This is a genomic window from Chondrinema litorale, assembly GCF_026250525.1.
GTDB lineage: Bacteria > Bacteroidota > Bacteroidia > Cytophagales > Flammeovirgaceae > Chondrinema > Chondrinema litorale.
Genome location: NZ_CP111063.1, coordinates 74,598 through 100,318, shown reverse-complemented (window position 1 = coordinate 100,318; position 25,721 = coordinate 74,598). Strand labels below are relative to the sequence as shown.

Annotated in this window: 24 protein-coding genes and 1 pseudogene; 9 read left to right on the top strand and 16 right to left on the bottom strand. The window is 34.1% G+C overall.

The annotated features are described in order from the left end of the window. Positions 1-7: 7 nt before the first annotated feature. The 4 genes from OQ292_RS39020 to OQ292_RS39005 all read right to left on the bottom strand — a co-directional run bounded on the left by OQ292_RS39020 (position 8) and on the right by OQ292_RS39005 (position 4,791). Positions 8-1,012, bottom strand: a complete 1,005-nt coding sequence (locus OQ292_RS39020) for an IS701 family transposase (protein ID WP_284683851.1) — start codon at positions 1,010-1,012, stop codon at positions 8-10. A 512-nt stretch (positions 1,013-1,524) separates the two neighbouring features. Beyond that, positions 1,525-2,310: a toxin-antitoxin system YwqK family antitoxin gene (locus OQ292_RS39015; protein ID WP_284689607.1), complete on the bottom strand. Its 786-nt coding sequence runs from the start codon at positions 2,308-2,310 to the stop codon at positions 1,525-1,527. Positions 2,311-2,476: 166 nt separating this feature from the next. Next, positions 2,477-3,292, bottom strand: a complete 816-nt coding sequence (locus tag OQ292_RS39010) for a toxin-antitoxin system YwqK family antitoxin (RefSeq protein ID WP_284689606.1) — start codon at positions 3,290-3,292, stop codon at positions 2,477-2,479. A gap of 167 nt (positions 3,293-3,459) precedes the next feature. Then, positions 3,460-4,791, bottom strand: coding sequence for a TlpA family protein disulfide reductase (locus tag OQ292_RS39005; protein ID WP_284689605.1), 1,332 nt, complete (start codon positions 4,789-4,791; stop codon positions 3,460-3,462). Positions 4,792-5,047: 256 nt separating this feature from the next. On the opposite strand from OQ292_RS39005, the gene OQ292_RS39000 reads away from it, so the two are divergent. Further along, complete coding sequence (locus OQ292_RS39000; RefSeq protein ID WP_284689604.1) at positions 5,048-6,280, top strand: WGR domain-containing protein; 1,233 nt, start codon at positions 5,048-5,050, stop codon at positions 6,278-6,280. Between the two features lie 8 nt (positions 6,281-6,288). Further along, entirely contained in the window at positions 6,289-6,567 is a 279-nt protein-coding gene (locus tag OQ292_RS38995) for a hypothetical protein (RefSeq protein WP_284689603.1), read from the top strand. Positions 6,568-6,632: 65 nt separating this feature from the next. Here the strand turns inward: OQ292_RS38995 and OQ292_RS38990 are convergent, their stop codons facing one another. Next, the gene (locus OQ292_RS38990) at positions 6,633-7,145 is read right to left on the bottom strand and encodes a hypothetical protein (RefSeq protein ID WP_284689602.1); all 513 of its coding nucleotides are present in this window, start codon (positions 7,143-7,145) and stop codon (positions 6,633-6,635) included. A 41-nt stretch (positions 7,146-7,186) separates the two neighbouring features. Further along, positions 7,187-7,573: a hypothetical protein gene (locus tag OQ292_RS38985; RefSeq protein ID WP_284689601.1), complete on the bottom strand. Its 387-nt coding sequence runs from the start codon at positions 7,571-7,573 to the stop codon at positions 7,187-7,189. A 140-nt stretch (positions 7,574-7,713) separates the two neighbouring features. Here OQ292_RS38985 and OQ292_RS38980 point away from each other — a divergent pair, with 140 nt between their 5' ends. The 4 genes from OQ292_RS38980 (at position 7,714) to OQ292_RS38965 (ending at position 11,437) form a co-directional block, all read left to right on the top strand. Then, positions 7,714-8,088 carry a BlaI/MecI/CopY family transcriptional regulator gene (locus tag OQ292_RS38980; RefSeq protein WP_284689600.1) on the top strand — a complete coding sequence of 125 codons (375 nt, stop codon included), beginning with the start codon at positions 7,714-7,716 and terminating at the stop codon, positions 8,086-8,088. Further along, positions 8,085-9,311, top strand: coding sequence for a M56 family metallopeptidase (locus OQ292_RS38975; protein WP_284689599.1), 1,227 nt, complete (start codon positions 8,085-8,087; stop codon positions 9,309-9,311). The genes OQ292_RS38980 and OQ292_RS38975 overlap by 4 nt, the downstream gene beginning before the upstream one ends. A 341-nt stretch (positions 9,312-9,652) precedes the next feature. Beyond that, entirely contained in the window at positions 9,653-10,213 is a 561-nt protein-coding gene (locus tag OQ292_RS38970; protein ID WP_284689598.1) for a carboxymuconolactone decarboxylase family protein, read from the top strand. 3 nt (positions 10,214-10,216) lie between these two features. Further along, positions 10,217-11,437, top strand: a complete 1,221-nt coding sequence (locus OQ292_RS38965) for a sensor histidine kinase (RefSeq protein ID WP_284689597.1) — start codon at positions 10,217-10,219, stop codon at positions 11,435-11,437. 24 nt (positions 11,438-11,461) lie between these two features. Here OQ292_RS38965 and OQ292_RS38960 read toward each other — a convergent pair whose 3' ends face one another. The 4 genes from OQ292_RS38960 to OQ292_RS38945 all read right to left on the bottom strand — a co-directional run bounded on the left by OQ292_RS38960 (position 11,462) and on the right by OQ292_RS38945 (position 13,925). Next, positions 11,462-12,106: a hypothetical protein gene (locus OQ292_RS38960; RefSeq protein ID WP_284689596.1), complete on the bottom strand. Its 645-nt coding sequence runs from the start codon at positions 12,104-12,106 to the stop codon at positions 11,462-11,464. Between the two features lies 1 nt (position 12,107). Next, on the bottom strand, positions 12,108-12,617 hold the full coding sequence (locus OQ292_RS38955; protein WP_284689595.1) for an RNA polymerase sigma factor: 510 nt from the start codon (positions 12,615-12,617) through the stop codon (positions 12,108-12,110). A 149-nt stretch (positions 12,618-12,766) separates the two neighbouring features. Further along, the gene (locus tag OQ292_RS38950) at positions 12,767-13,456 is read right to left on the bottom strand and encodes a hypothetical protein (protein ID WP_284689594.1); all 690 of its coding nucleotides are present in this window, start codon (positions 13,454-13,456) and stop codon (positions 12,767-12,769) included. An 82-nt stretch (positions 13,457-13,538) separates the two neighbouring features. Then, entirely contained in the window at positions 13,539-13,925 is a 387-nt protein-coding gene (locus OQ292_RS38945; RefSeq protein WP_284689593.1) for a hypothetical protein, read from the bottom strand. Positions 13,926-14,218: 293 nt separating this feature from the next. Between OQ292_RS38945 and OQ292_RS38940 the strand changes: the two genes are divergently transcribed. Then, entirely contained in the window at positions 14,219-14,986 is a 768-nt protein-coding gene (locus OQ292_RS38940; RefSeq protein WP_284689592.1) for a MerR family transcriptional regulator, read from the top strand. Positions 14,987-15,023: 37 nt separating this feature from the next. On the opposite strand, the pseudogene OQ292_RS38935 reads toward OQ292_RS38940, so the two are convergent. The 6 genes and pseudogenes from OQ292_RS38935 to OQ292_RS38910 all read right to left on the bottom strand — a co-directional run. After that, positions 15,024-15,743, bottom strand: a pseudogene (locus OQ292_RS38935) (IS630 family transposase); the annotation flags it as partial. A gap of 12 nt (positions 15,744-15,755) precedes the next feature. After that, positions 15,756-16,040 (bottom strand): helix-turn-helix domain-containing protein, encoded by a 285-nt coding sequence (locus tag OQ292_RS38930; protein WP_284689591.1) that lies wholly within the window; start codon positions 16,038-16,040, stop codon positions 15,756-15,758. An 83-nt stretch (positions 16,041-16,123) separates the two neighbouring features. Continuing rightward, positions 16,124-17,566, bottom strand: coding sequence for an amidohydrolase (locus tag OQ292_RS38925; protein WP_284689590.1), 1,443 nt, complete (start codon positions 17,564-17,566; stop codon positions 16,124-16,126). Positions 17,567-17,710: 144 nt separating this feature from the next. After that, the gene (locus OQ292_RS38920; RefSeq protein WP_284689589.1) at positions 17,711-18,280 is read right to left on the bottom strand and encodes a hypothetical protein; all 570 of its coding nucleotides are present in this window, start codon (positions 18,278-18,280) and stop codon (positions 17,711-17,713) included. Positions 18,281-18,632: 352 nt separating this feature from the next. Then, the gene (locus tag OQ292_RS38915) at positions 18,633-19,796 is read right to left on the bottom strand and encodes a glycoside hydrolase domain-containing protein (RefSeq protein ID WP_284689588.1); all 1,164 of its coding nucleotides are present in this window, start codon (positions 19,794-19,796) and stop codon (positions 18,633-18,635) included. A gap of 231 nt (positions 19,797-20,027) precedes the next feature. Continuing rightward, entirely contained in the window at positions 20,028-20,777 is a 750-nt protein-coding gene (locus OQ292_RS38910; protein ID WP_284689587.1) for a DeoR/GlpR family DNA-binding transcription regulator, read from the bottom strand. 241 nt (positions 20,778-21,018) lie between these two features. Here OQ292_RS38910 and OQ292_RS38905 point away from each other — a divergent pair, with 241 nt between their 5' ends. Then, positions 21,019-24,111, top strand: a complete 3,093-nt coding sequence (locus tag OQ292_RS38905; protein WP_284689586.1) for a SusC/RagA family TonB-linked outer membrane protein — start codon at positions 21,019-21,021, stop codon at positions 24,109-24,111. A 20-nt stretch (positions 24,112-24,131) separates the two neighbouring features. Then, positions 24,132-25,709 (top strand): SusD/RagB family nutrient-binding outer membrane lipoprotein, encoded by a 1,578-nt coding sequence (locus OQ292_RS38900; RefSeq protein WP_284689585.1) that lies wholly within the window; start codon positions 24,132-24,134, stop codon positions 25,707-25,709. The last annotated feature ends 12 nt before the right edge of the window (positions 25,710-25,721 follow it).

Sequence of the window (25,721 nt, the reverse complement as noted above, 5' to 3'; positions counted from 1 at the left end):
TTAGGACTTACGCATTTAAGTTAAAAATGATAATAGGATTAGCAAGAATCTGTTTAAGATAGTTGCTGAACGGAAGTACTTTGATTTGATAGAGTGTTGTTTTCAACTGTTTTGCAAGGAGTTTCAGCCCTATCCAAGCCTGGTAGCAGCAAGCTAGATGGTTCCTCTGGGAGATTGCCTTTCGGCATTGGCACTTCTCAGAGCCTGTAAGCTGTTTGTATTCCCTGTGGAACTGCTCAATCTGCCATCTGATCTGGGATTCGTTTTCGGCCTCAAATACATTCATCCTGTCCGATAGATCATTTGTGATCACCCATTCAATGTCCCCGTTTAGGGAGACTATCTTGAATAATTTGACGGGGTAAGGGTATTTTTTGAGTTTGACCTGTACGCCTTCCAGCAGTTGCCTACCGGAAAGCTCGACTGTGCCCACAGCCTGCATCCCTGTGTCTCTGGATAGGCTGACTTGGCGGTTGCTCTTCAGGGTAGTGAAGAATGTCCAGCCGCTTCTGTGCACAAGCTTAAGGTTGTCCATGGAAGCATACCAGCTGTCAAAAAGTATCTTTTTGGCTTTCAGGTCTTTACGCATGGTCATTCGGGTGAACATCTCCTGGAAATGGTCATTCTTGGTCTTCTTATCCGTTTCTGGGTGGTAGATTCGGTAATCGATAGGATAGTAATCCCCATCAATGCCATTGCTGTGTACCATGTTTACCAGATTGATCCCATTGACTAGGCCATGCTCATTGCCTGAGTACTGCCTTTTGGCCAATTCTATATACCGGGAATACCTCTTTGCCTGAACACTGTCATCGACAAGGATAAATGAGTCTGCGCTATCTTGGAGATGGCCCTTGACAATATCCCACAGGTCGGAAGAGGTAAATTTAGAATGGGCTAGAAAACGCGTGACTTGGTCATGACTGACATCCATAGAATGGGCTGCCATGTGGGTACAGGTATAATTCCCGTGAGTATGGAGAAGATATGATATGTACAGAGATTTATCCATATAAATTAGTATTAAAAAAAACAATCTCTCAAATTTTGAGCATTTTTACTAGAGAAATTTAATATTGCGTAAGTCCTATATTTAAGTCAATAGAAATTTTTCGATCAACAAAAAATGAATAATCAGGATTGTAATAACCAAATGATATAGAAAAACCGGTATTGTAAGCCATATAAAAGTACTATGTTTTTGAATTTAAAAAATTATGGCGTAAGTGAAACTCGAAGATTTTTATAATAATTTATTCTCTCTGTACAGTAACTATTCACCAAAAGCTCTTTTTGTTTGGAAGTTGAAACTCTACATACTTTGTTCCATTTAAGACTTTTCCCTTTTTTAATAAAAATCTCTTTCTGATTATTTGATGCAAGTGTAATTAGCGGTTAGCTACATATATTGTATCGCTAATGCGACTGTGAAAGAATTACCTGATCAATAGTATTATTCGTTTTTGAATTCATAATTAAAGTTGTACTCACCTCTAACGAGTTGGTTAGGTAGTTCTAGTTCAACTAATTTCCCTTTAATTTCCCTTTAATCACATTTATCCCTGCTTTTGGAGATTCTTCTAAAATAACAGAAGAACTATCAGATAATAATATTAACGGAGGAGAATTCTCTTGCTCTAATTCAACGGCAATTCCATAATCATTTAGCATAGAATGGAGAAGTTTAATTTGAAATGTTTTCTTCGTTGAATCTTGGCCATTGATTTCTGTTACCTTAATGGGTAATTTGCATAAATAAAGATCATCAACATCTTCTTTAAAGCCTTTTAAATACATTAGTGAGTCTTTATGATAATATTTATACTTATGCATTTTACCATTTGGATAATAAGTAATGACTTTTCCTTCTAAAAGTCCATTTTTAAAAAAGGCTTGAGTTTTAATATGGCCATTTGGATAATATCCAAACATATCTCCATGTAACTTTCCATCTAAATAATTACCTTTTTCGATTTTATTTCCTAAACTATCAAAAAAAGTATATTCTGAACTTAATGAATCATCTTTGAAAAATCCTTTTTTTTCCACCTTACCATTTTTAAAGTAAGAAGTATAATATCCATTTCTTTTCCCATCTATCCAATTATTAATTAATTGCAAATTTCCATCATTATCGTATTGAACAAATTCGCCATTTCGCAATCCATTTTCAAGAGAAACTTTATATATTAAAGTTCCATTCTCATTGTAATACACCTCATATTCTTTTTGCAGAAAAACTTGAAAATATATGAAGATAAGTATTACTATCACTGATAAAATTGAACCTATTTTTATTAAGTTTTTCATTTATGAAATGTGTTCTTCGAATGAAACTAGTTATATTATATAGCTTATTTGAAGAGAAAACGTCATAATACTATTATGATTTCATGTCGAAAGGTATGTATTTGAGCGAGCCAATTATAGTAAGGTTTTTAGTACCAATAGCCTATCTGGATTAGGAGCATCGATGTTATTCGCTATAATATATGGGAGCTAAAATGTTTGATTCACCATTTTCTACATAGAATAAAAGAAACTTTACTTTTTCTTCTTCCCACATATATTTAGAATACATAAATGAAGTGTCAATGTTACCCAAAAGTACTTCTTCTACTATCTGTTCACCTTCATAGATAATTTTCTTATAAAACTCCCCTCTTGGATTTATCAAGTATTTCTCTTTAGGCTTTAAAGAGAGGTTATAAACTATATAATCATCTACAACTTTTCCATCTTGATATTCAGTTATTTTATTAAAGTCTCCATTCGCATCAATAAAGCCACCTGCTCCATTTCTTTTATTTTTTGAGTAATTGATGATTGTTTTAGACCTCTCGTCATTTTCAATTACTTCTCCTTCTAACTCACCTTTATTATAGTTAATTGTTAAATAAAGTTCATCCTTTTTAGGTGAATAAATAAAACAGGTTCCATGTCTTTGGTTATCTTTATAAGATATTTTTGCCCTTATTCTTCCTTTACTGTCAAACTCTTTAGCTATCCCATTTAATTCGTTTTCATCATAGTTTACTTCTATAGCCAATTTGCCATTATCATGATAATAAAGCCAAGTACCGCTTTTAAAACCCTTTGAGAAATATCCTTCTAATACTTTTTTCTTCCCTACATATTCATAATATTGACCATTTAAATAGTTATCTGTGTAGTTAGCTATATATTTTCTTCTAGTCTGATCATCATATCCCGTAATTTTTAGAGTTTGCCCAAATGAATTATCAATTACAAGAAATATTATGAAGTAAATAAAGAATTGAGTTTTTGTCATATAGAGATTTGATATTAATATAAGGTGTTCTTAACTACTATAAGTATAAAAATATTGAGATTTTCGATTGGCAAAAATAACTTATAGAGACACTATACATTTCAACCAAATTATCATCTAATAAAAACCCCCACCCAGAACTCGTTCCGAGTGGGGTGATTAATGGTTTAAAGTAAAGCGTAGTTTTTTACGTAAGTTTGCCATTCTGTGTCGAATGGAATTACTAGATATTTGCCTTCTGGTGTAATGAGTATTTTAGTGGGATAACCCTGCACTTCAAGTTTTATGGTAGACTCCTTATCAATTTCGCTAACAGGGAAAGTATAGTTATTTTTAGTCATAAATTCGGGTAGGTTTTTATCAGGAGTGCATAGAGTATAAATCTTTAAATTAGAATCAGAATTTGCGCTATTATCCACATAAAAAGATTGCAACTTTGGTAGTTCTCTAACACATGGCGCACACCAAGTTCCCCATATATCTATAAAAATCCACTTACCAGATTTTTTGCTTAAATCTAACTTTTCATCAGTAAAGTCAAAAGCTACTGCAGGTGTTGACTTTGCCATTTTATTGATGTAGTTAAACCAATAGGTATTAAAATCTTCTTTTTGCGCACTGCTATTATAAATCTCTTTTAGTGTTTCTAGGTTTTCATCTGTGGGTGAATTAAAAGTCACTTCAGTATAAAGGTTAAGGGCATCTTCTGTTTGGTTGTTTTCTATTAAATAGTTGGCATAAACAGATTTGTAGCCAATATTATCAGTATCGTCAGTAAGCAATGCTGCATCATAAAAATAGGCATGTACTACATTCAAGTCTAACATATCTGGACTGTAAGCAGCCGCTTTAACCAAATATTCCCCATTTTTTTCAAATGAATTGTACAAGGTATAATAGCTGTAAGCCAATAAATATCGGTTCCAAGCACGCTCTTCGGTTAAGCTTCTACCTTGAACACTTTTAGTGAGATCAGGATATTTTTCTAGATTATTAATGATCTTCTGAAGTAAATTTTTCCGCATTTGCTTATCTATTACAAGGCTATTTTCTAGATCGTTAATCGCCAATAAGCAATATCGCTCAGCCATTGTTTTATAGTTTGAGCTGTCGGATAGTGTTCCGCTTAGATTGATAAAAGCTTGTTCAAGTTTTTCAGGATTTTTAGTTGTTTTAACTTTTGTCCAATAATAAAATGGACTAATTAACTCATTAATCTCCGCATTATTCGCTGCATATAGTTTGTCTACATAATTATAAATTTGAGAGGTGTCTTCTGCTGCTAGTACTTTCTGAGATAAAGTGTTATGAATCCTGTCGGTTAGAAATGGAAGGTATAGCTCATACAGTTTTAATGAGGCTTCTAATGCTTTATCTGTTTCGCCATTTTCCCAAAGCTTGTACATGGAGTTTGTCAAGGTAAATGCCTCTTCTGGAATTTGTGCATTACCGAAGTTTGCAAATGATAAGCATAGTAAAATTAAAAAATACTTTTTCATGTAATTGGATTAAAAAATGGGTGCATTAAAGATTTTAGAATCTTTAGTTTAAGATAGTAATCGTAAAAAAAAAGCCAAAATATTGGTATTAAAAACGGATTTAAGGTACAAAGAGTTAGCTCAAAATCTCTGTTTATCGTAAAAAATCAAGCTTTTTTAAATTTTTCGAAAAAAATCTGATAATTTTTTTAGTTCGTAAATAGTGTACGGACTGCCTCTATTGATTTGTAGCATGTCAACCAAAACTTAAAAGAAAATGCAACAAATCGACTCTTCTCAAAATCTTAGAAAATGCCGCCTTATAATGGTGAGTGATCAAAACAATAACAAGTATTACGAAATGTCTGAAAAACCAGGTGGGATGTTTTCGGTAGTTTATGGAAGAGTTGGTGCGAAAGGTGCCGAAGCAGAATATCCGGTTTCTCAATGGAAAAAGAAATACAATGAGAAAATAAGAAAAGGTTATCAAGATCAAACACACCTTTTTAAAGATAAAAAAGAGAATGTGATTGACTTTGACGATATCACTGAAGCAACTGTAAACCTTTTAATGAAAGACTTGTACCAATACTCAAACAAGTCGATGGAAGACCATTACAATGTAACTGCCGACCAAGTTACCAAGCAGCAGTTAGAAGAAGCTCAGACTTTATTGAACGACCTTGCAGGCAGAATTAAACCAAGAATGCAGCGTCCAGCGTTTAATGTTGCTCTTCTTAAGCTGTATGGCATTATTCCTAGAAAAATGTCTAATGTAAAAGACCACTTAGTTACTTCTAAAATGACAATCGATGAGATTAATAAACTCATTGCCAGCGAACAAGAAACCTTAGACGTAATGCGTAGTCAGTTTGATATGGTTTCTCAAAATGACGATACAGAAGAAGTGGAGAAAATCTCTATTCTTAAAAAACTGGGAATTACTATTGAAGAAGAACACTCATCGAAAAGCATTAGAAGAATTAAGAAAATGATGGGCGTTGATAAAGACCTTTTTTATAAAGCTTACAAAGTTTCCAACATTAGAACAGAAGGCAATTTTAACAATACACTTGCTACAAAGAGAAAGAAAAGTACAGAACTCTTTTGGCATGGCAGCAGAAACGAAAACTGGATGTCTATACTAGGAACAGGACTTGTGTTGAGACCAATCAATGCCATTATTACGGGTAAAATGTTTGGTTACGGATTGTACTTTGCAGATAAGTTTAAGAAGTCGCTCAACTATACTTCTTACCGTGGAGCTTACTGGTCTGGCGGAAACTCAGACAAAGCTTATCTAGCCATTTACGAAGTGCATACAGGTAACCAGTTAAAAACCCAAAACCACGAATCTTGGCACTATAACTTAGACGAAACCATGCTAAAGTCTAAAGGAGATTACGATAGCCTTTATGCTAAAGGTGGGGCTGACTTAATCAATAATGAATACATTATCTATAATGAAAACCAGTGTACAGTTAGATACTTAGTCGAAATCAGAAAATAAAACCTACTATGAACGATAGAAAATTAAATCCGCTTACTGTTGGTGCTGTAGAAGAAGCAGCTTTGTTTTTAGCCAAAGAAAAAGGCCATGTTACCACACTCGATATCAAAGAGTATTTACGAAGCGAAGGCTATTTTGCCATGCAATCGGATGTTTCTGAATTTATGAAACAACTTACAATTGTAGACTGCGAATGGAGCTATTTCTTTACAGGTAGTTATCGTATCTATTTTAATATGCAATTTGCTTTTCAGTATGATATCGGAATTGTTTCTTCATTAAACTAGGTCAAAAAAATTTAGACAATGCCTTGGTACAGACTTTCAGTGCCAAGGTATTTGTTATTAAGATATTATTTTATTGATAATATCTGTTCTAATTCTCGAGATGTTATTTGCTCTCCTTTTATTAAATGATAAGGGTAAATTTCAAAATCAAAAGTACCCCATGGAGTTACTATATTTTTACATTCAATGTTTAAGTGTAATTCAGCTACATTTTTTTGATCTTCCAAAATGTAAATCAGATAATCATAACCACAGAGATTTATAGCATTCTCTCTAAAACCAGTCAACTGCATTTGCAACTGATTTAAAGTATCTATATCTTTTATTATAAAATGATTAAAAATAAAGTCTTTTTTAATTGGGTTGAGCAGCAAATCATCTTCTATTGCAAGATCAATTGTGTCATTATCAAAAATGATTGTTTCTTTTAATGATGTTTCAATTTCTCTCACTTTTACATCCTCAAAGACAAGTGAATAATTTCCGCTGTTAAAATCATATTTACTGAGGATTTTTTCTTGAGCAAAAGCTGAGTTAAGAATACAGATAGTAAAAATTATATTTAGTAATTTCTTCATCTTTCACTGATATTTCTTCATTTACAATATAGACATATATCTTACTCTTTGTACTCAAACCCATCGGCAATTGGGAGCATTTCCAAATTACTAATCCAGTACTTTTGTGTTTGGCAATAACCTTTAAGGTCATTATAGATGCCTTTAATTGACTCTTTCGATTTCCCAAAGTCGAAATTGAAAAAACCAGTACCTGAACCTCCACCAATTATTTGTATTCTTAAATAATTTTCACCTTCAATCTCTTCTTTAAAAATCACAAAAGTGAGTGTAAAAGACGAGTTATTTCTAAAGCTATATTGCTCTGCAACAATAATGAGCATCTTATTTTTATTCATCAAATACACTGGACTGTAGTTCAACTTTAAAAAGCCAGTGATGTACTTTTCGGCTTGCTCTCCTTTTATTAGAAATTGTCCTGCTTTCATCGGTTTAATACAACTTGCTTACATTATTATTTACGATTAAAAGTCCTACCTGGAGGCAATTATGATAGAAAAATCAAATAAATCCATCTACCTACTAAAATTTAGTTGATTAACTGAGATTTAGTTTGTATATTCATTTTATGGAAGAATTAAGTAAAAATGAAGAATACATCATGTCTATCCTTTGGCGATTAGAAAAGGGATTAGTACGAGATATAATGGCACAAATACCTGAGCCAAAACCACCTTATACTACAGTCTCTTCGGTAGTGAGATTATTAGAGAAAAAAGGATATGTTGGCCACAAAGCATATGGCAAGACTCACGAATATTATCCATTAGTGCAGCAAGAAGAATACAGAAAAACCAGCTTTAAGCAAATGGTGAAGCATTTCTTTGGTGGTTCGGTCCAAAATGTGCTTTCGTTTATGGTAGAAGAAAAAGAAATTTCTGCCAAAGAAATAGATGAGCTTAAAAAGTTGGTAGAGTCTTACGAAAACAAAGACCAGTCATGAACTCGGTTTTTAATTACTTTTTAGAAGCTAGTATTTGCATGTGTTTTTCATTTGTATTTTTCAAGTTGTTGCTAGAGAAACTCACTTTTTTCAACTGGAATAGGTTTGTATTTTGGTTGTTAATTTTAGCTAGTGTCGGAGTTCCCCTACTATCAATTTCGGTTGAGCAAACAGTTACTGAGTTTCCAGAAAAGATATTAGATGGGATTCATACATTAGAAAATTCTACTTTTTCAGAACAGTTAAATCAAGGTCAAATATTTAACTGGCAAATTGGGCTTTTTATCATTTATATAATAGGTGTATTTATAGCATTTTTCAGACTATCTATTCAACTTTATTTGGTGTTTTCAAAATTAAATATTGCTAATAAAGTAAAGTGCAAGAGTTATCAACTGGCAATCTATCCCAATTTTAAGTATGCATCTTTTTTCAATTATATATTCCTTCCCTCCTATGTTGAACAAGATGTGGAGCAACAACAAATTTTGTTGCATGAATCTGTACATGTAAAACTGTATCACTCAGTAGATGTAATGGCTATGCAGTTGTTAAAAGTGATTTTTTGGTTTAATCCAGTGCTGATTTTACTAGACAAAAGGCTTAGGGAAATACACGAGTTTCAGGCAGATTTTGAAGTGATAAAGTCTTATTCTCAAATAGATTATAGCAAATTACTGATCAAACTTGCTGCTCAAAAGCATTCATTACACCTAATGAATTTTTTCAATTTTTCTCAAACTCAAAAACGAATAGTTATGATGAACAAATCAAATTCAAAAAAACTGCTAAAAGGCAGATTTTTATTCGCTATTCCATTAATTGGATTTTTTATGATGCTCTTCTCCTTCGATTTTCAAGGTATTAACCAGAAAGACCTTGAAGGATCATGGACGGGGACTAACCTCAGTTTTAAACAAACTCAAGGTCCAGATGTAGCAGCTATGGTAGAAGGTGGCAAATCTTTACACATAGGCGGAATTTTGATGTTAAAAGATGATCACACTTACCAGATTAAAGAGCCAAGTGGAAGCATTAATGGAAAAGGTAACTGGAAAATGGACAATACTTCCACATTTACAAACACTGATGCTAATGGTGAAGTAACCACCTATAAAATTATTGATTTGGAAAGTGATAAACTGATTACTACTCACAAAGTAAGTATGGATACACCAAATGGTAAAGTGGTGGGCGAAATTACATTGAGCTATAAACGCTAAAAAAATTTCCACCAATCAACTAAAATTTAGTTGTAAAACTTAGATTAAGTAGATTAAATGCTAGTGTATTACACTGGCATTTTCTTTTGCTAGAATTAATAAACTGTCCCTTTTTACTCTGTAATCACGATCTATTGCAAATGATTGTTAGTAATGTAAAACTTGTACAATTACCAGAAAAAATATGGGTTATTAAAGCACATCTATCAAAAATGAAAGAGTAAACAACATAAAATATAATTCAGCCATATAAGCTGTATAACATTTAATTAAGCTTTTTGCGAGATTATACTTGCGTTTTTTACGATTTCAATTTAAACTCTACTATTACTAACAATACCATGAGCAGATACAAGATTGTCTCCTACGAAGAAGCTTCACCAGAAGTAAAATCTATCTACGATGAATCCATGAAAGAAATGGGTTTGCCTTTTGTACTAAACTGGTTAAAATGTCAGGGTAGCAATGCTACACTATTAAAAGGTAATTGGGAGAAATTGAAAAACAACATGTTAAGAGGCGAAGTGCCATTTTTATTAAAGCAGCTTATTATTTATAACATATCATCTAAAAGAGGTTGTCAATATTGCAGTGTAGCTCACGGGCTTATTGCCGATAGCTTGAGCGAAAGCTTAACTGGTGATAAAGACGTGAAATTGACAGAAAATATGGAGGCTGATTTTATTCCTTCTTCATATAAAGTAGCCATCCAGATTGTGACAAAAGCAGCTTTTGACCCCAAATCAATTACTGACGAAGATTTTGAAGAATTGCGTGACGAAGGCTATTCTGAAAGTGAAATTCACGAATTACTTTCTTTGGCAGACCTTACCAACATGATCAATACTTTTGCCGACATTTCAGGAATTAAAATAGATAATGAACTGATGGAAGCTAAGTAAAATATGATTGAACACCAGAAAATGCTGGAAGCTTCTTCCAGATTAAGGTACGAGGCATTTGCAAAGTTGGCTACAGACTTAAGTCGTTCCATGACTTTCGACGAAATAGCCAAAGTGCTTTTATCTCAGCTTAAATACATCATAGATATTTATTGTGCCAGAATTTACATTCAGTTTTTGGATACCCGAATGGTGTTTGATATACTGAGAAATCAGGTAGAATATTATCAAGCAGATAGTGCACTCCCATTTGAAAAAGAAGTGCTAGCTTCTGGTGTTCCAGTTTTGGTTTCTCCTTTCGATGAGAAAATGAAATCCTTTCCTGAGTTTTTTCAGAATCCGAAAATTACTAAGACAGTAGTTTTTCCTAACAGTCTTTTTGATGATCAGAATATTATTTTAACCATTAGTTCTAAGGAAGGAAAGCCATATACAGAAATGGACTTTCGCTTTTTTAAACTGATTGGTGAATTCCTTTATAATAAAGCTTATCAGTTATATATTCTGGAAAACCTAGAAAAAATAGTTGCTAAAAGAACGAGTGAGTTAAAGAATTTGAACACAGAGCTACAGCAACTTTTCTACAGAGCTTCCCACGATTTTAAACGTCCATTAACTACTATCTCCGGTTTAATTAATTTAGCTGGTATGGTACCAGACGAAGAAAAAGGGGAGATTTTCAATAAAGTAAACTATGAAGTAGAAACGTTTAAATCGATGCTCGATAAGCTTTCTACACTCAGTGTTCTGGATATTCAGAAAGAAGCTTATCAGTTTGAAACCCTTGGAGCAATTTCTTCTAATCTCGATGCTACTTTTGAAACCGCTTTAAAAGAGAAAGAAATTCATTTGCACTGGTTGGCCGATCCAGAAGAGCAAGCAATTATACCTTCTCCCGCTATTTCGGGTTTGTTACAAAACCTAATTGAAAATAGTATTGCCTTTCACGATCATAAAAAAGATGTTAGAAACATTTGGATTACCTATGAGAAAGATGAAACTGAAATCTACATTTCAGTAGAAGACAATGGTATTGGCATAGAAGATCAATTTCGACATAAAGTTTTTGAGATGTATTTTAGGGCACATCCTTTCTCAAAAGGCAATGGTTTGGGTTTGTATGTAGTGAAAAAAATCACAGAAAACTTTAATGGTAGTTTCGAAGTAGACAGCAATCTTGGTAAACGAACCAAGATTACTCTAACTTTTCCCATTAACTTATAAGAACGAAAAGCCTATTAAAGTTTACTAGTTTTTGTACTCATCAACTTGTTCTAGTAAAGTCATAGATTTTAATACAGCTTGCCACTCTTTTTCTGCAAAAATGAGCTTAAACCATTTTTTGTTTTGGTTCTCAGATTTTATGTTGATGTAAAGCCAATAGCTTAAATATATGCTGGTAAAAGTAATCGCTAACTGTATCGTCCAAAGTATTGGGCTTCCATATTGAGTCATCCCCCATCCCCAGTAAAATGTAGTCCACAGAGGAAATTGTAAGAAAAGAATTTTGGTGATATTCAGTGTAGAAACTTTTAATCTCGACAGTTTATCTTGTAACTCCATGACACTAGAGTTAATACCAACTTTAGAGATTAAATACAGATGATAAAGGTATACACCAATTGCCAGTTTATTAATAATAGTAAGCCCAACGGCTGATACTAATAAGGAAATATTACCAGCATTAAATGCTACAATGGCTATAATATCTAAAAAAAATACCCATATAATTCCTGCCAGAATAGTAAATACTTTTATTGGCTTTAAAGACACAAGATGAGATTTTATCTTCATTTTGGTTATTTCCATGGTATTTTGTCTGTTTATTTGAAGTGTTTCATTCAACTTGCTTTCATAACCTTTCCATATTTCCATAATATCTATTTCTTCCATATTAGTCTGTATTAATTTTAGAAAACCTGTCTTTTAATTTCATTTTGATTCTAGCAATTTTTGTAGCTACGTTAGAAGTGCTAATACCTAGGATTTCGGCAATCTCATTATGGCTTTTTTGATCTAGGTAAAGTAGTATAAGTGCCTTGTCTAGCTCTTTTAATTCTGAAATAAATCTTTGTAATTGCTGCAAATTCTCATCGGGTCTGGTAGTTTCTTCATTTATAAGTTGTATGCTTTCCAGATTAAGTCTGTGATGAATATTTGCCCTTTTTTTGTTTTGGCCATAAAATGAAATCGACACATTTAAAGTAATTCTGTAAACCCAAGTAGAGAATTTATATTCATTGTTATATCGTGAATGAGATTTCCAGAGTTGGGTGATTATTTCTTGAATAAGGTCTTTTTTATCCTCATCATTTTTACAATAAGCATTCACTATTTTGTAAATAATCCCTTTGTGCTTTTCCAAAGATTCAAGAAAATGATCAGTCTGGTTTTCGCTATTCATATACAAAAATGTAATATGCTTTCAATCTGTATCATTATTCAGTGAAGTTTGCAAAATATCACACTTCTACTGAAAAAAATTTGACTGAAGGCATAAAAAAAGAGTTGAACCTCTTGCTGATTCAACTCTCATTTTTCTTTAACAAGCTTTTAGATATTATCCTTAAACTTCATTTTTAATATACCTGTAAAATCGCCAGCATATTCGAATGGCATATCGTTTTTATAGAGTTTTATATTTACTTCAAAAGTAGCTATAAGTGTCTTAATCGATCCCAAGTCTGCATCGTTTTCTATATCTTCTTGTAGATCGATTACTCTAAAGGAACTTCCAGTTTGATCAAAACCTAACTCTGTAGTATAACTCGTAATATTTTGATCGTCTAGAACAAGAATTCGGAAAGCTTCTGTTGGGTCTTCAGTATCGGATGATAAGATTGGTTTTTCTCCCACTGCTAGTTTTTCTTTAACCAGCGATATTGGATAGTAAGTTTTTACAGCGTTTGTAGTAACGGTTCCCTCTACTTTTGTAAAATCTATAAAATCATTATTGAATTTAACTGGTGGCAAACTCAATAAAATTCTAATTTCGGAATCATTATCCCGTAAAGAAAGGGTATGGCTCACATAAGAACCATCATCAATTATTGAACTAGCACTTAGTTCATTGTTCGCTACAACATTAACATTGCCAAAATTGGCATTTAAGATTGAGCCTTTAAAACCGATTTGACCTAGGTTTGTATCTTTTTTTTCTATGTCGTCAATTTCATCCATTTCGCAAGAGAAGCAGATTGAAAGCATCGCAACAAGAATTGAAAGAATCGTTATTTTTTTCATATTTAAATGTGATAAAATGATAGATAGTTATAAAAATGGGTTAAGCCATTTTGAATCGCCTAACCCATCTGTATGAGTATTGTTATGAGCTGATTTTTTGGAAAGACATAATGCCTTCGGGGTTTCCCCTATCTGGACAATCTTCAGAAACTCTGCTCATTGTTAATTCATTGGTACTGGCAGTGATATTGTACACGCCTTTTTTATCTGGTCCGCAAGAGTAATCTCCTCCGGTGTCCCAAATGGTCATTTTGCCGTCTTCGTATTCATATTTCCCCATTACTTCAAGTTTACCGTCCATATTAAAATCTACGGTATACTCTCCATCATCAGAAATGGTCAATTGAACAGCTACGGTCTGACCTTGGTCGTCAGTGTATTCTAGTTTCCAGTCTCCAACAATATCAGACTGGGCAAAAAGCATGGTTGGAAAGAATGAAATCAAAAGGAAGGACTTGAGTGTTTTCATCTTCTTTGGGTTTAGTTAAAAAATAGAGATAGCTCTTTCAATTTAAGCATTTGCTCAGTCTGTTCCTATAGTCTACTCATTAATTTTTATAATGATATTTGGGTATCATATAAGCTTTGTAGATATTAGTTGAAGTTTAAATTCTATTTATCTATGTAGTTTTCTTGACAATTACAATATTTATATAATTGATTATCAGGTGATTATAAATTTATTTCTAACAAATTTAAGAAAGTGCTTGACTCTTACCTTACGTGATAGCTTATGTTTGTATCGAATTAATAGATTGAGAAATGATTGAATATTCTGTTCAGAAATTGGCAAAAATTTCAGGTGTAAGTGTGCGCACGCTTCACCATTACGATCAGATAGGATTACTTAAACCAAAAGTTCGTACCGAAGCTGGGTATAGACTTTATGGCGAAGAAGAACTGCTCCGATTACAGCAAATTCTTTTTTATAAAACGCTGGCATATCCGCTAAAAGAAATTGCCCGCATATTAGACGATCCTCAATTTGATTTAATAGCCTCATTATCTAAGCAAAAAGATGCTTTAGATAAGCAGAAACAGAATCTCGAAACATTGATCAATACGATTAACAAGACCATTTTTAATTTAAAGAATAAAAAAATGTTAGATCACGAAGAATTATACGAAGGTCTTCCTAAAGAAAAAGCAGCAGCTTACAGGGAAGAAGCTATAAAAAAATGGGGCAAACAAGTAGAAGAAGTTGAGAACCAACTAAGACAGTTAAGTAAAACTGAATTACATAAACTAAAGGCTGACTTTAAAGCCGTAAACGAAAAGTTGGCGAGCTTAACAGAAGAAGATCCTACGAGCGAAATTGTTCAGCAACATGTGGCACTGCATTACACCTTTATTAGAAAGTTTTGGGGAACTATGGATTCTGAAGATAAACAAGCCAAGGCTTATGTCGGCTTGGGAGATTTATATGTGAGTGATAATAGGTATACAGAAATTAATGGAGAGCCTAATGCAGACTTTGCCGATTTTATGAGCAAAGCTATGAAGTATTTTGCAAGTACTAGCTTAAAATGAAAAAAGCCTCACTATATATAGGGTAGCAAATAGAAAATTAATAAAAGGCTACATTTTGGTCAAGAAAGAAATTTCTAATGAGTTGTTTTCTATTTGAGAAATCCTCTAATATATCTATCAACTTGTCCTTCAAATCAGTCAGTGATTTGAAGGCAAGATTTTTCAAATCAATATTTTTGATATACGCCCATACATGTTCATCCGGATTTACTTCTGGGCTATATGCAGGTTGTTTCACCAATTTAAGTCTTCCTCTTGGTAACTTTTCTAATAACTGATGTACTGCTTTGCAATCATGAACACTTGCTTGATCCCAAATTAAAGTAATGGGATTTGGTTCATCTGCTAATAGCTGTTCTAAGAATGAGACAATATCTTCCCCTCTGTAAGGCTGTTTACTGGTGGTATAAGTAAAATCTCCCTCACTACTGATGGCTGAACAAACAAAGATATGCTCAAAAGATTTTGACCATATCTCAACAGGAAAGGGATTGGCTTGAGGTAAAAAACATTTTTGCAATTTTGGTGTAACGAAAAAAGATGCTTCATCTCCATAATAGACCTTTCTGCCTTCTTTTTTAGCCGTTTTCAGTAAATTAGGCAATCTTTGTTTTTTCCACTTTTTTACAAGTTCAGGATTTTTTCTGGGTTCTTTCTTTGGAGGCTTGCGGTAGCTAAAACCCCATTGATGTAACAGTGTGCCAATATGTTGAAGGCTATACTCAACACCAAAGAGTTGTTTTATTTGACAAAAAACTCTTTTTCTTGTTCAGCCTTGGGTAGGAAAACCAGCTTTAGTAGCCCCTCTGACTAAATGAGCTTTGAGTTCTTTCTGTTGAGCTATGGTAAGTTTTGGGCTAGCTCCTGGATATTTTTTCTTTTTGATACCAGAAATACCAGTTTGCTCATAAGCGGAAAGAACTTGACTAACTAAGCCTTGACTACAGTCAAGTACCTCTGCAATACTTTGTTGTTTGAGTCCTCTCTTTGATAGGCGAATCACTAACTTTCTCCTATATTCTCTAATGTCGGTATCTTTTGTTATTCTATCCATAGTTATAAAATAATAAAAAATACCGACTTTATTAATTCTCTATATTCTAGGCTAATTATAGTGAGGTCTTTTATTTAAAAATTTTATTCTAAACCATTTAATGGTGGAGGCCCGTCTGGTACTATTCCTTTATATTCGTAATCGCCTTTTCTTTCTTTGTACTCAGCCTTTACTTCATCTCTTAGTTTCTCATTTTCGAAAAGATCAACCATTGTCATAGAAAGTGCTTTAGCTGCATACACCATCCCCTTGTGCCCGATAGACATTCCACCACAAGCCACTACTGCCCAGCTATGCCAAGGAGTTCCTTTTGGTGCAGTGGTAACTCCCAATCTAATCGTTGGAACTACCCAGCTAACATCACCAGCATCAGTTGAGCCACCGCCTGGGTGTTCTTTGGTTTCTTCTAGCGGATTAATCTTCATATCCATACCAACTTCTGGTTTGCCAGTTGCTCTTTGGATACCTTTTGCGTATTCTACTTCTTCATTAGTATAAGAGATTTCTCCTAAATATTCTAAGTTAGATTGCATAGCCGTTCCACCTGCTCTGTTTGGTAATACTTCGTGTATACCAGAGATTAATGAAATCTTGTAATCTACATTTGCCATTATAGCTGCACCTTCCGCAATTCTTTCCACTTGTTTCCAAACTACATCCATACCTTCTCTTTTGGTATCTCTTACTCTCGTCCAAATACGTGAATAATCAGGTACCACATTTACTACTTTACCACCATCTTGTATGTGGTAGTGAATTCTTACAGTTGGTTTAATGTGCTCACGGTAGTAATTAATACCTGTGGTATACAATTCTAAAGCATCAGAAGCACTTCTACCATTCCAAGGATCAGCAGAAGCGTGTGCTGCTTGACCGTAAAACTCTACCATAAAATCAACTAAAGCCAATGAGCTTTGTACATCTGCCTTTGTATCGGCACTTGGGTGCCAGTCCATCATTACATCTAAATCGTCAAAAAGTCCGGCTCTAATCATCCAAAGTTTACCAAAGAATTTCTCTTCTGCAGGAGTACCGTAAAATCTTACTGTTCCTTTTAGTTTTCCTTCTTCTATTAGTTCTTTAATGGCAGTAGCTGCACCGAGAGAAGCCACACCGAAAAGATTGTGACCACAACCATGTCCGGGTTTTCCTTCGTTAAGTGGGTCTTTTGTAGGAACTGTTTTTTGAGATAAGCCTGGAAGTGCATCAAACTCACCCATAATTCCGATGATAGGCTCACCAGAACCATATTCTGCAATAAATGCTGTTGGAATATCTGCTACTCCGGTTTTTACAGCAAAACCTTGTGCCTTAGCGTATGCGACTAGTGCTTCGGCTGATTTTGTTTCTTGAAATGCAATTTCTTCGTACGACCAAATTTTGTCGCTTAGTTCAGTTAATTCGTCAAATTTACCATCCAAAGAAGCAATTACCGCTTTCTTGTTTGCATCGATCTTTGGCTTTTTTTGTGCAAATGCACAAACTGAAATAAATTCCAGTAAAACTAAAAAGTACAATTTTTTCATAAATGGATACAATTTTTAATGAGCCTGTTAAATTACCTACACTTAATGTGAAATCAAAAGCAGGCTATCATAAAGATTTAAATTATCACAAAATTGTATCCAGTATTTTGAATAATTTACACTAAAAGTGGTGTATTTTTAAAATTACTTCTTGTGAACCAATAAATTGGTAGATACATTCATTTTTTGAAAATGGCTTAAAAAGCTATCGACTGACCTTTGAGCAAGGTTGTCGTCCCAAGCATCGAGTGCTAAAGAAGTACAGAAATACTTTGTGCTCTTCTTTTTATCTACTATCTGAATATAATTTCCAGAAAACTGTAAGAACAACCAGTTTAAATATTTCCATTTAGAATTACCAATGCTCACTTGCTGAATATTGATAGTACTATAACTAGTAAATTTTTGAAAAGGAAAGTTAGGATTAATTACTATTAACTCTGTTTTGGTGGTTACAAAAGAGTTATTTAAAAAGGCTGAAATTAAATATGATGCTATGATATATAAAGCAAAATACGTAGAGTAAAAATAAATATACTTATAAGGGAGTAAGTATATTGCAATAACTAGTTGAAGTATAAATAAAATAAGCAAATCTACTAGCCAACCTGAAAATGGGCTGTAATAAATTTTCACTTGTTTAATGTTATAGCCATTTTTTTCAAGAATTTGCTCAATTCTTCTATCTTTTATAACTGCAATACTAATATCCATCCCTTAGCCTGATAAGTATCATTCGGCTTATTAAACCAAATAATAATTAATTAAAAAATTAATGTTTATAAGTGATTATCTTACGTACATCTTAAGTATAGTCACAGCCTAATTTGCCTAACGTTTAGCTTGTTTTGTTAATAGATTTATACTTACAGCTAGTATAATATTACCACTTTTAGAAAAAAATCTGCTACACTATCTTCCAATTTGATAGCACAATTTTTCTGGGTATACATGAAAATATTTAGTGGATTTCATTTTCATATCTGAGTGATATGATTGTGCAATTCGGATTGATTTGTTTGCACTTTATTATTTAATAAACAGAGATTTTATAATTATGAAAAACTCAGGTTTGCGGCACCATTTTTTCTTTTTTCAACTCACTACTAGTCATCTCTTCAGACGAAAATTGCATAGTGCCTTTATAATTTATTAGGTTTTGTCCATTTAGTTGGTCTTTTATCCCTCTTCCCAAAACCGCATGATACAAGCCAGTGTAGAATTTAACTTTATCTTCTTTTGTACCTCCCGAAACCTGTACTCTAGAGAGTACATTTTGCCATGCTGCTCTTGCATTTTCACGTGCCTGATCAAAATTGATATGAGCTGTTTCTTTTTGCATATTGAGCCAAGCACTTTCGGTACTTGTAAATGAAAGGCTTACCTGCATTTCTATTTCTTCGTTTTTAACAGTGGAGAAAGTAAAAATGAGTCCGTTTTCAGTCTTGTCTGTTTGGGTATTGCCAGAGGTGTAACCAGTCTTATTAAAACTGCCAACTTCTTTTGGTGCTTTACTTAAACGTGCTGCAAAAAACATTTTTACATGTTTTTCAGGGTCGTGTAGTTGGTTATAATCAGGATACGTCTCAATGCAACCTTCTAATTCTGTATCAGATATCATCTTTGCACTGGCATCTATCATACTATTACGCTCACCTTGCTTGCGACCAATATCAAATAATATATGTGAATCTGAAGAAGCTGGGAATGTATACCTGTGTAAACCCACATTTTTTGTAGCAGTTAGCTCGGCTTCTATATCGTAGTCTTTCAGCTTTACAGCATAATAACCTGTAGTGGCTATTTCTTCTCTTTTCTCAAACCGGCTTCTGTAGCCAGCATCTGGTATTTTAAGACTTCCGGGTGAGGTAACTATTTTGCCAGTAGTTGGCATAATGAGTAGACCTCCAATTTGGAATTCGTGCATGTGCCCAAAACCTTCAATAGAAGTATGTGTATCATCATATCCGGCTGGAAGCGATGAACCAACATTTCCTAAAGAATTAGTGTAAGGACTGAGTTTAGCCATGCCGAAAGGCAATGCTGCAGGAGAGTAAAAAAACCACTTGCCATCAATAGGGCCTAAATTCGGATTGACATATCTTGTTACGTCCTCATCTGGGTGAGTGGCTTCTGCATTTTCGTGATTAGTGCAGGATACAAAATTTACTCCTGCAATTAAAAGTATAAATACCTTTAATTTAAGTGTACAGGGTAGTAGTGTTTTCAATTTATAACTGGTTATATAGGGGTAGTATAGTCAATTCCTGCATTTTTCTTGAAAGAATCTGCATGAATTTAACAATAAACCTGCAAATATTACTAAATTTTTTAGAATAGACAATGGAAAAACTCGCTTTTCCGGTGAAATTTTAAAAAAATCATAAGAAAAGCTAGCTTGTTTTAAGGAATTGTAAACTTTAAATTGATTTTCAGGCAAAAATTAAATTGCTTATAATAATTAAAGTGTTTCTATGCCTGATCTTCTAAAAGGAATTAAAGATGGATGTTCTGCATCTAACTCAGTAACAAGTACATCTAAATGATCAATCGTTTCAACTTTAAAAGGCTGTATTTTGCCAAGCTTTTCGGAGATTGAAAGGGAAACTACTTTATTACTGCGGGCAATCATTGCTCTTTTGGTAATTGCTTCTTCTCTATCGTTTTCAGTAATACCGATTTTAGTATGTAATCCACTAATACCCAGAAAACAAATATCTGCATGTATTTCAGAAAGGTAATTTATTACATCTAAACCAATAGTAAGGTTTGACTGTTTGTGCAGCTTTCCTCCCAATAAACAAACTTCTAAGTCTGGGTGGTTACATAAAACTAGTGCAACAGATAATGCATTGGTAAAAACAGTGGCTTTTAAATCTAAAGGAAGGATTTTGGCAAGTTCGTAGTTAGTAGTGCCTCCATCTATTATAATTACCTGATCATCTTCTATAAGTGAAAGTGCTTTTTTTACAATCTTAACTTTACTGCTATGAGCATATATATTATTAAGTGATGATTGAAAAGAGGAAAAAGAGCTTGACATAGCTCCACCATGTACTTTTTTAAGTTGGCCTTTATCTGCTAATTCCTTTAAATCTCTTCTAATAGTATCTTCTGATACCTTAAGCTTTTCGCTTAAATCTATTGACTTTACCTTATTATAAGTCCGAAGTTCTTCTATTATATAATGGTGTCTTTCCTCCTTTTGCATGAACATTATATTACTGAAGCAAGATGTTTTTCATTTTCAATTTCACGAAAAAAAAATATTCCACCAAACAATTACAAGCGTTTTTTGCCGGAAAAGGAGTATTTCTGCCTGAGTTGTGCAATATTTTTAGTGTGTTCGCGCACATTTTTGCAGTTTTTTTACGCGATTTGCTTTGATAATTGAAAGAATATGCCTTACTTGTGCATGTTTTTGATCTTTTTAATCAATTAATTTTTCTAATATGAAGAAAGGCTTACTTATTAGTCTGATGTTTCTAGTGACTTTTGGACAAGCTGTCCTCGCACAGAGCGTCATTACAGGAAAAGTAACCGGGGCGGAGGATAATGAACCTTTGCCAGGTGTAAGTATTGTTGTTGAAGGTAGCAATCGCGGTACCACAACAGATCTGGATGGAAACTTCACCCTCCAGGCAAACAGTGAAGATGTATTACAGTTCTCATACATCGGTTTTATTACTCAAAGTATTGCAGTAGGTAGCCAGTCTACTATTAATGTAAATCTAGAACCTGACATGCAACAACTTGAAGAGGTAGTTGTAACAGCTTTCGGTCTTGAGAAAGAGAAAAAAGCTTTAGGTTATTCAGTTACTCAGGTTTCTGGTAAAGAATTTACTGAGTCTAGAACTATAAACTTAGGTAGCGCACTTTCTGGTAAAGTTGCTGGTGTTAACGTTTCACCTCCTGCTACTGGTGCTGCTGGTTCTTCTAGAGTTGTTATTCGTGGTGGTTCTTCATTAGGTGGTAATGACCAACCTTTATATGTTATCAACGGTGTGCCAATGGATAACTCAAACCTTGGTTCTGCAAGTATGTGGGGTGGTAACGATAATGGTGATGGTATGTCATCTATCAACCCAGACGATATCGAAAGTATCTCTGTATTGAAAGGTGCTACTGCTTCTGCTCTTTATGGTTCTCGTGCTTCTAACGGTGTAATTCTTATTACTACTAAAACTGGTACTAGCCGTAAAGGTGTTGGTGTAACTTTCAATTCTAACTTTACTTTAGACAGAGTAAATGACATGACTGATTTCCAAACTGAGTTTGGTCATGGTATTAATGGTAACAAACCTTCTAACGTTGATGTAGCACTACAAGGTGGTTCTCAATCTTGGGGTGGTAGATTAGATGGATCAAACGTAATTCAGTTTGATGGTGTTGAAAGACCATACTCAGACAACGGTGAAGGACTTAATGATTTCTACAGAACTGGGTATACTTTAACCAATACATTAGGATTATCAGGTGGTAATGAAAACTTCAACTTCCGTGTTTCTGCTTCAGATTTACAGAACGAAGACGTAATGCCAAACTCTGGTTTCAAGAGAAGAATGTTAAACACGAATCTTGGTGGTAAATTTGGTAAGCTTTCTACTAAAATTTCTGCTCAGTACTCTAAAGAAACTGCAGAAAACAGACCAAGACTTTCTGACTCTCCAGGTAACGCAAACTTTGCAGTCTTGGTAATGCCAAATACTATCTCTTTCGAAGACTTAAAAGGTCCAACTGGTAAATTAGGTGCTAACGAAGATGGTGTTGAATTACAGCATAACCAAGAAATTTATACTCAAAACCCTTACTGGGCAGCTTACCAATTCGAAAGAATTGATAACAAAGACAGAATTTTAGGTAATGCTTCATTAAAATATGATATTACAGATTGGTTATACATCCAAGGTCGTTTAGGTACAGATATAATTTCGGGTGAGTATAGAGCTGTAGAAGGTTATGGTACTGCTTACAAATCTACTGGTAGTGTAAACAACACTATTCTAAAAGTAAGAGAAGATAATGCTGACCTTTTAATCGGTGCTTCTAAGCAATTTGGTGAAATTGGAGTTGATGTATTAGTTGGTGGTAACAGAATGAGAAGAAGCTACGAGTCAACAAGAATTGGTGGTGATAACTTAAGTATCCCATTCTTCCACTCAGTAACTAACGTAGAAAACCAAACTTATACTTACTCTCTTGAAGAAAAAGGTATTAACTCAATCTTTGGATCTGCTAACTTCTCTTATAAAGGCTTCCTTTTCTTAAACGTAACTGGTAGACAAGATCAATTTTCTACATTATCACCAGATGATAATAGTGTATTCTACCCATCTGTTGGTTTAAGTTATGTATTATCTGATATGGTTGAACTACCAGCAGCATTTACTTTCGCTAAATTAAGAGCTGCTTGGGCACAAGTTGGTGGTGGTGATCCAGATCCTTATTCTATTACTCAAACTTACAGTATCCAAACTACTCACGGAGACGCAGTATTAGGTGATATTACAAACAGTTCTATTCCAAACAGCCAGTTATCTCCATTCTTAACAACTGAGGTTGAACTTGGTTTTGATGTTAGATTCCTAAATAACAGATTAGGTTTTGACTTCACTTACTATGACAGAACTACTAAAGACGATATCCTTGAAACAAGTATTTCTTCAACTGCTGGATTTAGTACTACTTACATCAATGTTGGTGAGTTAACTAACAAGGGTATTGAATTAATGATCAATGCTACTCCAGTGCAAACAATGGATTTTTCTTGGGATGTGACATTAAACTTAGCTAACAACATAAGTGAAGTTAAAAACCTTGGTGTAGATGCTGAGGGTGAACCTATCAATTACGTAGACTTAGGAAACTCTAGATTGCAACAAGAATCTATCAGAAACTATGTTGGACAGCCTGTAGGTGTAATTGCTGGTTACAAGCAACAAGTAATAAACGGTCAAAAAGTATACGACGAAAACGGTTATGCAGTAAGAGGTGACTATGAAATCTTAGGACAAGGTAGACAACCATTCAGTGCTGGTCTTAGTAACTCATTCAGATACAAAAACTTCAAATTCGATTTCTTAATTGATATGAGAAGTGGTGGTTCTTTAATGTCTGGTACTAACGTTGTTGCTTACCAAAGGGGTTTACACCAAGAAACTCTTGTAGGTAGAGAAACTGGTTTAACTGTAACTGGTGTAGATACTGATGGAAATGCACTAGAAGTAGAAATTGCTCCAGAAAACATTGATGATTACTACAGTTACTATAGTCAAATTACGGACAATTTTGTATATGATGCTTCTTTTGCAAAACTTCGTCAATTATCAATAGGTTACTCACTACCTAAATCTCTGCTTTCTAACACTCCAATTCAAAATGCTAGCTTGTCATTTGTAGGAAGAAACTTGCTTCTTCTTTGGTCAAATATTCCTAACATCGATCCTGAATCTGCTTACTCTAGCGCTGCAGGAACTCAAGGTTTAGAATACTTTGCAATGCCAGCAACTCGCAACTTTGGATTTAATTTATCATTAACATTTTAAGTGAGATAAAAATATAAAGTATGAAAAATAAATTTATAGCTGCGGTTTTAACTTCTTGCATGTTAGTTTTTTCCGCTTGTGATAATGATAAGCTTCTCGAACTAAACGAGAACCCGAATGCTTCTCTTGAAATCGACTTTGATTATCTTTTATCATACGGAATGTTAAAAGTATCAGGAGAGAGGTATGAGAGCTGGAGAGGTAACTTCATTTACTCTTCAACTATGATCCAACATTTTGCTCACCTTGGTACTTACTGGTCTGGTGACAAATATTTATACAACACTAGTTATAGCGCTGCACTTTGGGATGCAAACTACCCTGGAGCTATCAAAACCCTTACTCACGTTGTAGATCAAACTGAAGGTACTGAAGATGTAAATACTTACGCTGCTGCATTAATCATGCGTACATTTGCATTACACAGGATGACTGACCTATACGGTGCACTACCATACAATCAAGCTGGTAGAGGTCTTGATGGTCAAGAAAACTGGTTCCCAGCTTACGAACAACAAGACGAAATCTATAGCTTAATCATTAGTGATTTAAAAGAAGCTAGAGATGCATTTAGCGCAGATGCTGATGGACTTGGTGTTCAAGATCTTATTTATGGTGGCGACATTACTCAATGGCAAAAATTTGCTAACTCATTATTAATGAGAGTTGCCTTAAGAATGTCTAATGTAGATCCAACTACTGCAAAAAGCGTATTTGAAGAAGCTTACAACCACTCAGCTGGTACTTTCGAATCTTTAAATGATAATGCTAAAATAGAACACACTACTGGACAAGGTATCAATAGAAATGGTAACTCTGAAGTATTTGCTGACGGAAACGGTGGTGAATATGCTGCTGCTAAGCCAAGTGCTACTTTAGTTAACTGGATGAAAGAAAATGATGATCCACGTTTAATGATTATTGTTGGAGGTATTGGTAATCCCCTTGATGCTACTACTTGGAACACTACTCCTGAAGACCAAGAAGGTATGCCAAATGGTTACGATTCTGAAACAATCACAACAAAAGCTGTAGCTGATGGACTAGTTGCAAGTGCTGATGATTTCGTAAGAGATGATGTTTATTCTTTCTTAAATCCTGATCTGTACGATTACGACGATCCTATGTTCTTCCAAACTTATGCTGAAACTGAATTTATGTTAGCTGAAGCAATATTAAAAGGATGGAGCGTAAGCGGAACTGTTGAAGAACACTTTACTAATGGTGTTACAGCAGCTCTTGCAAACTGGGAAGCTTACGATGCTGGCTTTGCTTTAGATGCAGCTACTATAGATGCTTACATTACAGGTTTAGACTTCGCTTCTGCATCAGATGAAGGTAAGCTTGAGCTAATTGGTGAGCAATACTGGGCTGCTACTTTCTTCAACCACTACGAAGCTTATGCTAACTGGAGAAGATTAGGTTACCCAACTTTAACTCCAACTAACTATAGCAGTAACGTTACTGGAGGTACTATTCCAAGAAGATTAATCTACCCAACTGGTGAGCAATCTGGTAATCCAGATAATTATGCAGCTGCAATTGCAGAGCAAGGAGCAGATTTATTAACTACCAGATTATGGTGGGATGTTGAATAACATCGATAAATA